The organism is Bartonella tamiae Th239, assembly GCF_000278275.1.
GTDB classification, from domain to species: Bacteria; Pseudomonadota; Alphaproteobacteria; order Rhizobiales; family Rhizobiaceae; genus Bartonella; species Bartonella tamiae.
The window spans coordinates 998776-1013780 of record NZ_JH725147.1 but is presented as its reverse complement, the minus strand read 5'-3'; the positions used below and the strand labels follow the sequence as shown (position 1 = coordinate 1013780).

Sequence of the window (15005 nt, the reverse complement as noted above, 5' to 3'; positions counted from 1 at the left end):
TTTCATTAGGATTTTAATGAAAGTGCGTATTTTATTTATCTTAAACTTTATTCTTAACGGTCCACACGATCTTTCTGATCATTTAATTGCGCACGAACAGCATCTAATATTTTCTTTTTTCGAAAAGCAATAAGTCTTTTTTTGCGTGTTTTAGTTTTATAAAAACGCGCTAAGATATTTTCTGCCATTTCAAGATCAATAACACATTCACGCCAACTAAGAGACACCTCCTCACGTACTGAACGATCGGGCATAATAAATTCCTCCCCCTCTTTAGCATCTCCTGACAAATAACGACAATTCGATGCCACCAATTTTATTGCATCCCCAAACCATTCAGGTGGTGCATCACGATGTTTACGCAAAGCATTGTGAATTGCTTCACATAAAAGAAGCGAAGAGGCATAAAGTCGAATAGCTGATTGGTCATAACGGGCAGCCAACGTGCCGACCTCTCGCGAAAAAAGCCTTCCACGGACTGTCCAACGTGTATTGGTACGTGCCTCATCAATGGTCGCAATCAGCGCAACCAATGCGATATGTGTTCGTCCACAACTTTTAAGTGCTTGTCGTGCAATCAATATATCATTTTTATCAAGAGCATTATTCGTAAGGGTGTAATTTAAAGTGAGTTCTTTAAAAAAACGTTCAACCGACTGCCCAAGTGTTTTAAGTTGATCCGGCGTAAAAAGAATTTGACTAAAAATTAATCCAATCGAAGTCCCAACAGCGACATCAATCACACGTGTCCAACCTGCAACTTCTGCACCAAGAGCAAAAACCATAACCGCAGAAAGACCCGCCTGAATAATAATGGCAGGTATAACGGCATAGGCAGAAGCGATTGTAAGCCCCGCAAAACCGACTAGAGCAATCCGTATTTCTGTTGGCATGGGTGGCAAAAGAAGTGTCAGTTCACCAACAACCACGCCTGTCAACACACCAACCAAAACATAAATGGCTTGACGACCATGACTAGGCAAACCCGGTGCCAAACAAATCATAGCAGTCATAGCTGCATAAATTGGATTAGGATGACCTAAAATTTGCGCTGAGACAAACCAAGCCAAACCAGATGCCATACCAGCACCTAGCGCATCTTTCCAGCTTGCTTTTACTTGGTTTTGGGCCTGTATAAATTTGATTTTAATCAATTTAAAACGCGTCATTGCAATGGCCAAACCCACATCAGCATTGGCACAGATACAAGTGCTATTAAAACAGCCAGAGGCGCACCTAATCGAGGATAATCACTAAAACGATATCCTCCTGGCCCCATAACCAACATATTGCATTGATGCCCTATGGGGGTAAGAAAATCACATCCAGCACCAATTGCCACAGCCATAAGAAAGGCTTCTGGCTTATAATGAAGCGAGGCAGCAAAACTGGAAGCTATGGGAGCCATCACCATCACTGTAGCAGCATTATTCAAAAAAGGTGTCACAAGCATAGCCGCAACAAGAATAACCGCTAATGCACCCGATGGTGGAAGTGCGCTTGCAAACATGCTTAACCAATGACCAATAAGATCTGTGCATCCTGTTTTTTCTAAAGCTTCACTGACAGGTATAAGTGCGGCTAACATCACCAATATCTTCCCATCAAGGGCTTTATAAACATCGCGTCCTGGAATAACACGAAAGACAACCATAGCAACAGCTGCTGCAAAAAAGGCCAAAGCAACGGGAATGATTTGCAAAGCCGTTGTAATAATAGCAATGAACAAAATAACAAGCGGCACCAAACCACGACGCAAATTACCAAACATAATATTTCGCTTGGCCAAAGGCAGGCATTTTAATTCACGCAATAAATTTGGGATCACATCATCCCGCCCTTGTAAAACAATAACATCACCAAGACGAAAAACAATATCACCAAGGCGTGCCCGCACTCTTTCATGTTGGCGGCTAAGGGCTAACAGATTTACATCATAACGATCAAACAAAGACAGTCTTTTTGCACTAATACCAATAAGCGGTGAATTATCTGTAATGACAGCTTCAACAGTTTCTATCTGACTGTCTTTATCACCACTTGGGACATCTCGACCTGTTGTTAACTGCAATCGACCAGAATTCACCACTGCATCTAAAGCAGAATGCGTTCCTTCTAATATCACAATATCATCTTCTGCCAAGATAAAATCAGGAAAAGGAGCGATTAAAAATTTATTACGAATAATCTGGCGCACCATAACACCACCAGCAGATGGTTTAATCAAATCTGAAATAGATTTGCCTACAAGAGGTGAATTGGATGGCAACCGAGCTTCAGACACGTAGTCACGAATTGAAATTTCTTCAACGGAAGCACCATCTTTACGCACTCTTACTGGCAATAGCCATGAAAAAAACACCAGATAGAAAACACCAACAGCAGCAATGGTTGCACCCACAGGTGTAAAGTCAAACATCGTAAAGGATGTTCCAACCAATCTTTCACGCATGGCAGATACCACAACGTTAGGAGAGGTCCCAATCTGGGTCATTAAACCACCAAGAAGGGCACCAAATGCCATGGGCATTAAAAAAACGGATGGCGAAACATTGGATCGGCGTGCAAATTGAAAAGCTATGGGCAACATGATTGCAAGCGCACCGATATTTTTAACAAATGCAGAAAGAATAGTAACTGTTAAAACAAGAAAAGCCAATTGTATACGCACAGACTTCACATCAGGCCAAACGCGTTGAATAATATGCTCCATAATTCCTGATCGGGCAACACCTGCACTGACCAACAAAGCACTCGCAACAATAATGACGATATCATCGCTAAAACCTGAAAAAGCTTCTTTGGGACTGACAATACCGACACTACACGCAAGAAGTAAGGTGCAAACAGCAACAACATCATATCGAAAGCGATCCCAAATAAAGACCGCCATCATAAGGCCAATGATAGAAAAGGCTAAAATTTGATCTGTTGTCATATATAAACGATACCTATGATGTTAGTGCCATCACAAAATGTTACACAATACGCAATTATTTCGTCATCTATTTAACGCGCTTCAAGTTTTACGACAAGAGCTTAGACAACAATCATATTTTTTAAAAAAATTATGAATAAAAGTAAGCATAAAAAGCAACCATATGCTACATTTATATTGTGACAATCGTTTTCACCTTTTTTTAATGAACACCATCCGTCCACTTAGTTTAGATGTATATTTTCTAGAAAATACGCTCAGTTTAGCGCTATTTTCTTGCCTTTTTGCCTATCCGTAAAATTTGGGTAAAATCAGCACTCTCAATAAAGTATTGAAAAAATGAACATCATAATTTTTTAACTAAAATAGTCCTTTAAACTCTATGCGACCATGGTTTTGTCGCCTCGCTATCAAAATCACTCATAAATTTAATATTACGACGAATAAAGATCATAAGATATATAATGGCTGCTTCTAGAACCTGTTATTTGATCATGATAAGGACTGAAAAGAGATCCATTTATTTTAATCTATAGGTTTTCCATGACACAACCACATGAAGAACAAAAAAGACATCGTCTCAATCCACATTAACTCCTCAAATCATCACGTTTTTGCGTGAAGGTTATCATTTATCAGATTTAAAAGCTTGATGGGCTCACCGTTGCAATTGTTGCTCTTCCTTTATCCATTGCGATTGCAATTGCATCAGGCGCATCACCCGTCCAAGGACTTTATACATCAATAAATGGTAGATTTAGTATTGCCCTTCTAGGAGGCAGTCTTTACCAAATTGGTAGTCCAGCTGGTCTTTCATCATTGTTGTCTCGACAACTATTGAGCAAAACGGAATGGATGATTTATCCGTCTTAAACATTTATGATACTTTTTTCACTTCATTTGCAAACATTGATCAAGATACATTTTATAAAACTATTTTTACTTCAATGTTCATGGACAACATGCATTACAAAGTTCATTATCCAAATATAGCAAAACAGGAAACAAGTATTACACATTTATCGTATTCAGAGTTTACTATGCGTCCTATGTTTTTTATTTATATGATTTTTTCAACAATTTCAGATGGTCATAAAACAAATCAGAAAACAACTGAGGATTCTGAAGACTAAATTAAAGAATAAGCAGATAAATTTTTAGATATTTTATTAGCAATAGGAAAATTTAGCTATGAAACCTCTAAAGTTAAAACTTAAATCAATACGTATATTAAAGTAAGCAATAAGAATGATGCTCCCACATTAGATTCTCATATAAAGCATTTTAAAATTTTCTATAATAATGGCTTAGTTAAGCTATCAATTGATAATTTGATCAAAAATGTGAATGCTCTGAAAAACAGATCTTATAATAAAGATTTTGTTGTGAGCGACTAAGAAAACATCAAATTTAAGTAAGCTTCTTATGGATATGAAAGGTTTTAAAATACCTGCATTTATGCATGGAGTATATATAAATATAATCATAATGATCTATATTCTCAAAATTTGACATATTTTTTGATACAAAATTAAATTAATCCAAAGAAGAGATTAATTTGCTTTATTTTGATTTTATCATCAATGATGTCAATCAATTCAAAGCACATATACGCCTATCAAATATCAAAATATTTTTAACCTTGATAATCCTGTAGCTGTTAGTGTTGCCGTTTTAGCAACACATTTTAACGATTTAAATCTTTTTAATGATTTTGATAACATAAGAAGTCGATTGAATGATTCTCGTTAAGAGCTTTCACACGAAAGATATGAAACATTTTTTAAGGATTTTGTTAAAGTATATCAAACCTATCCACAAAACATGATGGATTTAGCATATCAACAAGGGCTAAATGAAAACCAGACTGTTTTCAAAATGATAAAAAATAGAAAAGACATATTTAAAAACTATCAAGAAAATGGCGTTAAACATACGTTTCATTTGAAAGAACATTCAGATAAGGGTATGGCTATCACCAATTTAAGTATATTAAATTATAGTCCTTTGACATTTGGAAAAAAATGGATTTAGACTTAAATTTAGAATAATAAGACAGGAATGATTATGGCAAATTTCTCAGCTTGGCTGAAAACGACGATAAAACGTATGCTACTTTATATCGTTGGAATTATTATAATTTTATCCATTCTATTGGTCGGTGGATTCTATATAGCTAAGCCTCATTTAGAAAGTTTTGTCGCCAGTGAAATGACCAAGAGAGGCGTAAAAGCGGATAGCTCAAAAATTTCACTTTTTGGAAACGTTTCTCTTACTAATGTTCGCTTACCTGTTCCAGATGATATTGATCTAAAAATTGGCGCATTATCAGGACGCCCACCGATTGCCTTTTTACCGGGATCATTTACGCTTTATGACATTGAGCTACAACGCGACAATATTCGCCTGCAAATTCCTCAAATTAGTATAAGCGGTGTTTCTTTGCATGATAAAGATAGCTCAATCAATGCAAAAATATTGCAAACCCTTCATCGCGTGAGCATTTCATCTGTTAATGCACCGACTATGCTTTTATCTGTTACCACACCAAATGGCACTCTAGAAAATCTTGATATTAAAGGTTTCTGGATTTCTGGTTTTAAAAATGGCACTATTGGTTCAATTGGTTTGACCTCTATGAATACCAATATTGGGCTTGCATCACTAACCTCTGACATCAATAATCCTATGCGTTTTGTCGGTAAAAGTGACGCAATGCGTGCACAAAATATTGATATAGCTTATGCATATTCTATTTTGACCCAAAGCACATCAACAGCTGAAGAAGGTAAAACTTTAATTGGTCCTGTTGCTTTAACGAATCTAGACATAGATATTTTTGATGGAACGCAAAATAATCTTCATCTTATTATGGGTCAATTTAATACCGATGGTTTAAAAATGCGTCCTATGAATATTGTTGCCGAGAACGTTTTTAAAACTTATCTGGACGCTAAAAAATCAGGAAATGAAGAGGCGAAAAAAGCACAAAAAAACATTCTTATCCATGCTTTGATCAATTCAATTACATCCATTGATGCGCGCATTGAAAACAGCCAAATTGAAACAACAAAACTAAAAGCCGCATTAAAGGCTTTTCAACTTAAACCAAACAATTGGAACCAGCCTATTCCTGAAAGCTTATTGCTTTCTATCGATGGCTTTTCACTTGATACAAACCAATTGCCGCCAAAAGATGCTGAATTGTTTCAGAACTTAGGCTTAGAAACCATTAATCTGTCTGGTAAGTTGGACTTTTCTTATCATTCAAACAATAAAAGATTATCACTCAATAGCTTATCTTTTGATGCACCCGGAATTGGCTCAGGAGATATGACAGCAACAGTTGTTGATGTGGAACCCAATGTTTTCTCCGGAAATAAAGAGGACGCGCTTATGGCTGCTGCAAATATTGGTGTGACGGCCATTGATATGCGTTATTCGGACTTTGGTTTTATCGATAAATTTCTTACCTATTTGTCTCAAAGTTTAGACGATGATGAACATAACCTTAAAAAAGAACTTTATGAAGATTTCTATATTGCCATGACAAGAACACCACTTATGATTTTAAAAGATCATGATGAGGCAGAAAAAATCTCAAAAGAGTTTGGAAAATTTGCTCAAAATCCGGGAACTTTAAAAATATCCATGCGTGCCAAAGATAATAAGGGCTTAACTTCTGAAGATTTAGAACAAATTCTTGATGGCACGCTTTCTGATGCGATGAATAAAATTGATTTAAATGTGGAAGCGCAATAAACACATGAAAAAGTTAAAATTTCAAATCATTTTATAATTGAAGAGATCACTTTGAAATCTGATGTCATCCATCTTTGTTTAAAAGAAACCCTTTTATCTTTCAAAGTAAAGCCTTCTTAATAAAACTGGTGGAAATTTCTGTTTTAGTTGATTTTTTAATCTTTTTTTTGTTATAAGCTGCTTTGGGTGTTTGGCAAATCCATGTCAAACAGGCTTATCAGTTGGTCGGGCCGCCAACTTATGGAGCTTATTATGCCTGATTTTTTACATAATCGAACACCGCATTTTGGCGTACGTTTTACGCAGAAACTTGTAAATTTTTTGAAACAATTAATGCATATTGAAGCCATGGGGGGCGCTGTTTTAATTCTTGCAGCCATCGCTGCATTGATTATGGCAAATTCATCTTATGCTGAATTTTACACAAAATTTTTGAATTTACCATTTGGTATTGAAATAGGATCATTTTCCTTTTCAAAAGATGTCCATTTTTGGGTAAATGATGGTCTTATGACACTTTTTTTCCTTGTTGCAGGTATGGAAATCCGCCATGAAATACATCAAGGTGCTTTATCAAATATAAAACAGGCAACTTTACCGATCATTGCAGCAATTGGTGGTGTTTGTGTGCCAGCACTCATTTATATATTTTTTAATTATGATATTGAGCGTTCACATGGATGGGCTGTTCCTACGGCAACAGATATCGCCTTTGCTGTTGGTATCTTGGCACTGCTTGGAAAATCTGTTCCGACAAATTTACGTGTGATCTTGCTGTCGTTAGCAATCATTGACGATATTATCGCCGTTCTTATTATTGCCATTTTTTATTCTTCTGGACTTGATCCCTATGGTTTTGCAATCGCAATTTTTGGCATTGTCTTTGTTTTTCTTTTCCAATGGATTGGGCTCGCTTCTGCTTGGTTTTATTGTGTTCCTGCGATAATTATTTGGTGGGGATTAATGGTTTTAGGTATACACCCTTCTCTTGCAGGGGTTATTCTTGGCATGTTGACACCTGTAATATCAGCTCACAATACGCAGTCTCCCCTTACGCGTATGAGCGAGGCGGTGACTATTTTGCAAGATAAAAAGAAAAGACAAGACGCTCATCATGTTGATGAGGCTTTAAATAGTCTAAAAACCGCACAAAGGGATGCATGCGCACCTATAAATCGTGTGCAAAAATCTTTACATCCTTGGGTTTCTTTTTTAATTATGCCGTTATTTGCCTTTGCGAATGCAGGTGTCAGTTTTTCTGGTTTTGATTTTAATGCTCATGGTGCATCATGGATTGTTTTTGGTGTCGCACTTGGTTTATTTGTTGGAAAGCCGATAGGTATATTATTGGCAAGTTTTATGGCAATTAAAAGTGGATTATGCCGTCTACCTCCACATGTAAATTGGTCAGGACTTTTACTTGCAGGTTTTCTCGCCGGTATTGGTTTTACAATGGCTATCTTTGTTTCCATGCTTGCTTTTAGCGATATTCACCAACTTAATGCTGCAAAAATTGGTGTTTTAAGTGGTTCTGGATTGTCGGCAATTGTTGCGCTTATTTACGGGCGTCTTTATTTGCGTCGCTTAAACAAATAAATTACGATGTCTTTTAATACTGTCATCTATCGTCTTTGAAAAACTTACAAAATAATGCTCTGTCTGATGACAAATTATCAGACAGAGTTATCTTTAAATTGCGTTTTGTTGATATCCTATAAAAGACAAAAATTTGATTGTTTTTATATAAGACACAAATTTTTAATAGATTTTTATCAAGATGATGATCATGTTCTTTCAAAACACATCACTGAAACGCTTAAATCGATTAAATCGCAATCCCATAAATGAAAACAAGCAAGATGAAAGCGTTTGAAAAGTATAACACCGCAAACAACAATAATTATTGCTGAATGCGGTGCTTATTTTATTATTGGCTTATTTTTTGCTGTGCCCCTCATCAAACAAAGCACTTGATTATTTTATCTTAAAAAAATATCCATAACCAAAAAAGGCTTTTACTAACCTACAATGTTTTGTCATTAGACTTTTTTCAAGACTAAAAATCCCAATCATCATCTTCTGTCGCCACGGCTTTACCGATGACATAAGAAGATCCAGAACCAGAAAAAAAGTCATGATTTTCATCAGAATTAGGGGAAAGCGCGGATAAAATTGCAGGATCAACCTGACATATTTCTGGTGCAAATAAGGGTTCAAAACCCAAATTTGCTAAGGCTTTATTGCCGTTATAATTTAAAAACATTTTGACATCTTCGCTCAAACCAATCTCATCATAAAGCTGTTCAGTATATTTGCATTCAATTTCATAAAGATCTAACAACATTGAATAGGCGAAATCCTTAATCTCTCTTTTTTTATCTTCCGAAAGCGCATTATAAGATAATTGAAATTTATAGCCGATATAATAACCATGAACGGCTTCATCACGGATAATGAGACGAATGAGATCTGCTGTATTGGTTAATTTTGCGCGACTAGACCAATACATAGGAAGATAAAAGCCAGAATAAAATAAAAATCCTTCCAAAAAGACCGAAGCGACTTTCTTTTTAAAAGGATCATCTCCATGATAATAGCGCATAACCGTGGTGGCTTTTTTTTGCAAAAGTTCATTATCGATCGACCATCGATACGCCGCATCAACATCGCGCGTTAAGCATAATGTAGAAAATATTGAAGAATAAGAGCGTGCATGAACTGCTTCCATAAAAGCAATATTGGTTAAAACAGCTTCTTCATGTTGTGTCAAAACATCACTCAGCAAAGAGATCGCTCCGACACTATTTTGCACCGTATCAAGCAATGTCAGTCCTGTAAAAACCCTTATTGTTAACTGTTGTTCTTTTTCTGTTAAAGTTTGCCAGGAAGGTATATCATTGGAGAGAGGAATTTTTTCAGGTAACCAAAAATTACCTGTCAGCCGGTTCCAAACCTCCAAATCTTTTTCATCGTCAATACGGTTCCAATTAATTGCAAGTACAGCATTTTTTGTTTCACGATTTGGCATAATTTCACACCTTATAAACTGCACGAAACGCAAGTTTCAATTTCTGTTCCGCTTAATGCCATTTGGCGTAATCGGATATAATAGATCGTTTTAATCCCTTTTTTCCAAGCGTAAATCTGAGCGCGATTAATATCGCGCGTTGTGGCTGTATCAGGAAAAAAAAGCGTCAAAGAAAGGCCTTGATCAACATGTTGACTGGCCGCTGCATAAGTATCAATAATTTTTTCTGCCCCTATTTCATAAGCATCTTGATAATAGGCAAGATTATCATTGCTCATATAAGGCGCAGGATAATAGAGCCGTCCAATTTTGCCTTCTTTACGAATTTCAATTTTTGCGGCAATAGGATGAATTGAGGATGTTGCATGATTAATGTAGGATATAGAACCAGTCGGCGGTACTGCCTGTAAATTGCGGTTATATAGCCCAAATTTTTGAACCGATTGTTTAAGTTCTTCCCAATCAGCCAAAGTGGGAAGTATAATGCCTTTATCTGCAAAAAGCTTTTCAACGACAACGGTTTGTGGTCTCCATTTTTGCGTAAGATATTTTTCAAAAAAACGACCATCCGCATAAGTGGATTTTTCAAAACCAGCAAACGTTTCACCACGTTCTTTCGCTAGCGTATTTGAACTGCGTAATGCGTGAAAAAGAACTGTATAAAAATACATATTGGTAAAATCAATGGCTTCGAGAGAGCCGTAAAAAATATGTTCCCGCGCAAGAAAACCATGCAAATTCATTTGTCCTAATCCAATAGCATGGCTTTCTTTATTCCCTTTTGCTACAGTTGGAACGCTGGCAATATTGCTCATATCAGAAACTGCCGTTAAGGCACGAATGGCAGTCTCAATCGTTTGTCCAAAATCATCTGAATCCATTGTTTTTGCAATATTCAGAGATCCCAAGTTACAAGAAATATCCGACCCCATATGTGCATAACTGAGATCTTCATTCATCATGCTTGCTTCGTTCACCTGAAGAATTTCAGAACATAAATTGCTCATTGTAATACGTCCAAAAATCGGATTTTCACGATTAACCGTATCTTCAAACATAATATAGGGATAACCAGATTCAAATTGAATTTCGGCAAGGATTTGAAAAAAATCCCGTGCTTTTATTTTACTTTTACGAATACGCGCATCATTCACAAATTCCCGATAATGCTCACTTATTGCAATATCACCAAAAGGTTTTCCCATAATGCGTTCTACATCATAAGGAGAAAATAAATACATATCCTCATTATTTTTGGCCAACTCAAAAGTAATATCAGGAATAACAACACCCAGTGACAAGGTTTTAATACGGATTTTTTCGTCAGCATTTTCGCGTTTTGTATCCAAAAAACGCATAATATCAGGATGATGTGCATGCAAATACACCGCCCCTGCCCCTTGGCGCGCTCCAAGCTGATTAGCATAGGAAAATGCATCTTCAAGCATTTTCATTACAGGTACCACACCAGATGACTGATTTTCAATATGCTTAATCGGAGCCCCCACTTCACGCAAATTCGAAAGACTAAGTGCGACCCCTCCACCGCGTTTAGATAATTGAAGCGCAGAATTCACAACGCGACCGATAGATTCCATGGAGTCTTCAACGCGCAATAAAAAACACGAAACAAATTCTCCGCGCTGCTTTTTACCAGCATTTAAAAAAGTTGGTGTTGCAGGTTGAAAACGCCCTGTCATCATCTCATCGACCATTTTACGCGCAAAATCTTTTTCGCCCTGCGCAAGGGTCAATGCAACCAAACACACACGATCTTCATAGCGTTCTAAATAACGCTTTCCATCAAAGGTTTTCAGAGTATAGCTCGTGTAATATTTAAACGCACCAAGAAAAGTAGGAAAGCGAAATTTATAAGCATAAGCACGCTTAAAAAGACTTTTTAAAAAGGCAAAATCATAAAGATCAAGAATGGATTTATCGTAATAATTTTCATCGACCAAATAATCCAATTTTTCTTTTAAACTATGAAAAAAAACCGTATTTTGATTGACATGTTGCAAAAAAAATTGTCGTGCTGCACGTTTATCTTCGTCAAATTGAATTTTGCCATCACAATCATAAAGATTAAGCATTGCATTCAATGAATAATAATTGTATTCATTCGTTTTGGTGAATGAGGTGTCATCCGTTCTTTCCAATTCCTGTGTCATTTTCGGTTCCATAAATATCTCAATCCATTTTTAACACGCCGAACATCCTCATTCGTGCCGCGCAATTCAAAACGATAAAGGCAAGGAACAGAGCATTTTTGTGCAATGATTTTTCCTGCCAAACCATATGTCCAGCCAAAACTGCGGTTTCCACCTGCAATCACACCTAACAAATGCGAGCGACTTTGCTGTTCATTTAAAAATTGAATAATCCTTTTTGGCACAGCACCTTGTCCTTCTGCGCCAGCATAAGTTGGCACAATAAGCACAAAAGGTTCAAAGACCTGATCGTTCGGAAGACCTTTATTCAAACGTATGGTACGACACCCTAATTGTTCAACAAAATGATGGGTATTGCCTGTTGCGCTTGAATAATAATAAATTAATGGCATTCATTAAGACCATTAATCATATCTGGCCGAAAACCTGCCCAATGCTTTTTTTCTGCAACAACGACAGGAACTTGACGATAGCCAAGACTTTGAACATAACAAAAGGCAGCCATATCTACTGAAATATCAATAATTTGATAGGAAATCCCCTTATTATCCAATGCCTGATATGTTGCATTACATTGAACACAATCTGGTTTACTATAAACAGTGATAGCCATAATTATTCTCCTATAAATAAAAAAAATTTTGCAAACATGACTCTTTTGATGATGTGACAAAACATGCCACATTCTGTCGGATGTCATGACGCTTTAAGATAAGATGTAAGTAAACGCGAGTAACTGAACGAAACGCAACATTACGCAATTATGAGTTGTCTAATTCCTGCATTCGTTTCAAATTCCTGCTTTAAATGACAAATATAGGTTTAATTTTAAATTTTTTGCACCTTCTTCATCTCTGACAAGGTGCCATAGCAAATATGTCTGGATAACACCCAAACAATGAGCCACACTGGAACACCCCGTCCATTGACAATTACGCCTAACAAAATTGATTTAAGGCAGGTCTCCTGGCTCATAGTTTATTATGATGATCACCTTCCCAAAGATAAAACTTCAGTGGTATTTGATCACCACAAACCATTTACAGTTGCGGGGGCAGCTTTGGCTTTAATAGACATTTTTATCAGTGATAATATCCACCTTAATAAGATAAATATCTTTTAAAAATGTATACTATTCCAAATTCCCTCTTCGTTTTCAATCCTTACGAATCAAAAAACCCTAAATACTATATGTAGTATCTATTGAGCATATATTCTTCCTAATAATCAATAGGTAGATTTTTAAAAAATAAGAATTTTATAAAATTTAAAAAAAATGATTTTTTTTCAAGTTCTTAGAATATAAAAAAAATGTATATTATACTTCTCACAAAAAACCCTTTTGCAAAGATAGTTTGCGCCTTTTCAAATTGACATACAGACCGATTAGGCAAATTGACGCATAAGGTAGTCTTTTCTTTTTTTTGCGCTAAATATGACATAGGAATGAGACAAAGGTGTTTTTTTATTTAAAACAAAAATTACTTTTCAGCCAGCTATTATGAAATCAGAATTCAAACATAAAGACCGTGATATGCATAAGAAAGAAGATGAAAAATTTAAAGAAAAAACAAAATAGACTCTTTAAACATAATGGAAAAGTTCTGAACATTTTGTCTCTTTTGTATATATTGAGCCTACACATACAATCACAAAAAATAATAAAAAATGAGGTTTCACTATGTTTGGTTTAACAGCTTTGGAACTGGCACGTATTCAATTTGGCTTTACAATATCGTTTCATATTATTTTTCCTGCCATAACAATTGGATTGGCCAGCTATCTGGTTGTTCTTGAAGGCATGTGGCTTTGGAAAAAACAAACCATATATCGTGATTTATATCATTTTTGGGTCAACATTTTTGCTGTCAATTTTGCAATGGGTGTCGTATCGGGCATTGTTATGGCCTATCAATTTGGAACCAATTGGAGTTATTATTCATCTTTTGCAGGATCAATAACAGGTACGCTTCTTGCCTATGAAGTTCTCACTGCTTTTTTTCTTGAGGCTGGTTTTCTAGGCGTAATGTTGCTTGGCTGGAATAAAGTCGGGCCTGGACTGCATTTTTTTTCTACTATTATGGTGGCGCTTGGGACATTAATTTCAGCGACTTGGATACTCGCATCAAATAGTTGGATGCAAACACCGCAAGGATATGAAATTATCAATAATGTTGTTGTTCCAACAGATTGGTTAAAGGTTATATTCAATCCTTCATTTCCTTATCGACTTGCGCATATGACAGTTGCCGCTTTTTTGGCAACATCACTTTTTGTCGCGGCATCTGGTGCATGGCACCTTTTAAAAAACAATGACACGCCGCTTGTTCGAAAAATGTTGTCAATGGCTTTATGGATGGTTTTAATCACAGCACCATTACAACTTTTTATTGGCGATCAGCATGGTCTTAATACGCTTGAACATCAACCTGCCAAAATTGCTGCAATGGAAGGACATTGGCGTAATGAAGCAGATAAAGGTGTACCGCTCATTCTTTTTGGTTTGCCAGACATGAAAAAAGAAGAAACAAAGTATAAAATTGAAATTCCTCGCCTTGGGGGGCTTATCTTAACCCACAGTCTTGATGGTCAATACAAAGGTTTAAGCGAATTCCCTACAGAAGATCGCCCTAATTCAACGGTTGTTTTCTGGTCATTTCGCATTATGGTTGGTCTTGGTATGTTAATGATTTTAACAGGTTTTTGGGGACTATGGCGCAGATGGCGCGGTCATCTTTACCAAAAAGGATGGTTTTTACGCTTCACAAGCCTGATGGGGTCTTCAGGGTTGATTGCCATTCTCGCAGGATGGTACACAACAGAGATTGGACGCCAACCATGGGTCGTTTATGAAGTCATGCGGACAAGTGAAGCTGTTTCCGATCATTCAGCAATCACTTTATCATTCTCATTAATTGGTTTTATTGTTGTCTATTTTGCTGTTTTTGGAATTGGTGTCCGCTATATGCTAAAACTGATTGCTAAAGGCCCGCAATCCCATGAGGGGGACCTATCAACGATAAATCCAGAACAAGTGCAGCGTCCTGCCAGACCAATGTCTGTTGCCCCTGATAAAATCAATGACTAAGTGAGCAAGAGGAAAGAA

The 15005-nt window shown here is 36.5% G+C and carries 10 protein-coding genes, 1 pseudogene and 1 riboswitch; of the genes and pseudogenes, 5 read left to right on the top strand and 6 right to left on the bottom strand.

Annotated features, from left to right (window positions below; all coding sequences use genetic code 11):
* Positions 1–53: 53 nt before the first annotated feature.
* Positions 54–1169 carry an FUSC family protein gene (locus ME5_RS04480; protein WP_008038856.1) on the bottom strand — a complete coding sequence of 372 codons (1116 nt, stop codon included), beginning with the start codon at positions 1167–1169 and terminating at the stop codon, positions 54–56.
* A complete protein-coding gene (locus ME5_RS04475; RefSeq protein ID WP_008038854.1) occupies positions 1166–2938 on the bottom strand; it encodes an SLC13 family permease in 1773 nt (590 codons plus the stop codon). Before ME5_RS04475 ends, ME5_RS04480 begins: the two co-directional genes overlap by 4 nt.
* 593 nt (positions 2939–3531) lie before the next feature.
* Between ME5_RS04475 and ME5_RS10770 the strand changes: the two are divergent.
* From ME5_RS10770 to nhaA, 4 genes and pseudogenes are all read left to right on the top strand, one after another.
* Positions 3532–3801: pseudogene (locus ME5_RS10770) on the top strand (SulP family inorganic anion transporter); the annotation flags it as partial.
* Entirely contained in the window at positions 3790–4071 is a 282-nt protein-coding gene (locus ME5_RS10765; RefSeq protein ID WP_008038853.1) for a hypothetical protein, read from the top strand. The pseudogene ME5_RS10770 and the gene ME5_RS10765, both read left to right, overlap by 12 nt.
* A 934-nt stretch (positions 4072–5005) precedes the next feature.
* Positions 5006–6700: a hypothetical protein gene (locus tag ME5_RS04460; protein WP_008038851.1), complete on the top strand. Its 1695-nt coding sequence runs from the start codon at positions 5006–5008 to the stop codon at positions 6698–6700.
* A 252-nt stretch (positions 6701–6952) separates the two neighbouring features.
* Positions 6953–8296, top strand: a complete 1344-nt coding sequence (nhaA, locus tag ME5_RS04455; RefSeq protein WP_008038850.1) for a Na+/H+ antiporter NhaA — start codon at positions 6953–6955, stop codon at positions 8294–8296.
* Between the two features lie 460 nt (positions 8297–8756).
* Here nhaA and nrdF read toward each other — a convergent pair whose 3' ends face one another.
* The 4 genes from nrdF to nrdH are packed head-to-tail and all read right to left on the bottom strand — an operon-like array spanning position 8757 to position 12512.
* Entirely contained in the window at positions 8757–9728 is a 972-nt protein-coding gene (gene nrdF / locus ME5_RS04445; protein ID WP_008038848.1) for a class 1b ribonucleoside-diphosphate reductase subunit beta, read from the bottom strand.
* Between the two features lie 11 nt (positions 9729–9739).
* The gene (nrdE, locus tag ME5_RS04440; protein WP_051016510.1) at positions 9740–11899 is read right to left on the bottom strand and encodes a class 1b ribonucleoside-diphosphate reductase subunit alpha; all 2160 of its coding nucleotides are present in this window, start codon (positions 11897–11899) and stop codon (positions 9740–9742) included.
* Positions 11896–12291: a class Ib ribonucleoside-diphosphate reductase assembly flavoprotein NrdI gene (gene nrdI, locus ME5_RS04435; RefSeq protein WP_008038844.1), complete on the bottom strand. Its 396-nt coding sequence runs from the start codon at positions 12289–12291 to the stop codon at positions 11896–11898. Before nrdI ends, nrdE begins: the two co-directional genes overlap by 4 nt.
* The gene (nrdH, locus tag ME5_RS04430; RefSeq protein ID WP_008038839.1) at positions 12282–12512 is read right to left on the bottom strand and encodes a glutaredoxin-like protein NrdH; all 231 of its coding nucleotides are present in this window, start codon (positions 12510–12512) and stop codon (positions 12282–12284) included. The genes nrdI and nrdH overlap by 10 nt, the downstream gene beginning before the upstream one ends.
* A gap of 326 nt (positions 12513–12838) precedes the next feature.
* Positions 12839–13097, bottom strand: a riboswitch (cobalamin riboswitch).
* A 483-nt stretch (positions 13098–13580) separates the two neighbouring features.
* Here nrdH and ME5_RS04420 point away from each other — a divergent pair.
* Positions 13581–14987, top strand: a complete 1407-nt coding sequence (locus tag ME5_RS04420) for a cytochrome ubiquinol oxidase subunit I (RefSeq protein WP_008038832.1) — start codon at positions 13581–13583, stop codon at positions 14985–14987.
* Positions 14988–15005 lie beyond the last annotated feature (18 nt).

What these genes read in the sequence shown, in the direction of transcription:
- ME5_RS04480 (WP_008038856.1), bottom strand. Translation starts at nt 1,169, where the DNA reads ATGACGCGTTTTAAATTGATTAAAATCAAATTTATACAGGCCCAAAAC.
- ME5_RS04475 (WP_008038854.1), bottom strand. Translation starts at nt 2,938, where the DNA reads ATGACAACAGATCAAATTTTAGCCTTTTCTATCATTGGCCTTATGATG.
- ME5_RS10765 (WP_008038853.1), top strand. Translation starts at nt 3,790, where the DNA reads ATGGATGATTTATCCGTCTTAAACATTTATGATACTTTTTTCACTTCA.
- ME5_RS04460 (WP_008038851.1), top strand. Translation starts at nt 5,006, where the DNA reads ATGGCAAATTTCTCAGCTTGGCTGAAAACGACGATAAAACGTATGCTA.
- nhaA (WP_008038850.1), top strand. Translation starts at nt 6,953, where the DNA reads ATGCCTGATTTTTTACATAATCGAACACCGCATTTTGGCGTACGTTTT.
- nrdF (WP_008038848.1), bottom strand. Translation starts at nt 9,728, where the DNA reads ATGCCAAATCGTGAAACAAAAAATGCTGTACTTGCAATTAATTGGAAC.
- nrdE (WP_051016510.1), bottom strand. Translation starts at nt 11,899, where the DNA reads ATGACACAGGAATTGGAAAGAACGGATGACACCTCATTCACCAAAACG.
- nrdI (WP_008038844.1), bottom strand. Translation starts at nt 12,291, where the DNA reads ATGCCATTAATTTATTATTATTCAAGCGCAACAGGCAATACCCATCAT.
- nrdH (WP_008038839.1), bottom strand. Translation starts at nt 12,512, where the DNA reads ATGGCTATCACTGTTTATAGTAAACCAGATTGTGTTCAATGTAATGCA.
- ME5_RS04420 (WP_008038832.1), top strand. Translation starts at nt 13,581, where the DNA reads ATGTTTGGTTTAACAGCTTTGGAACTGGCACGTATTCAATTTGGCTTT.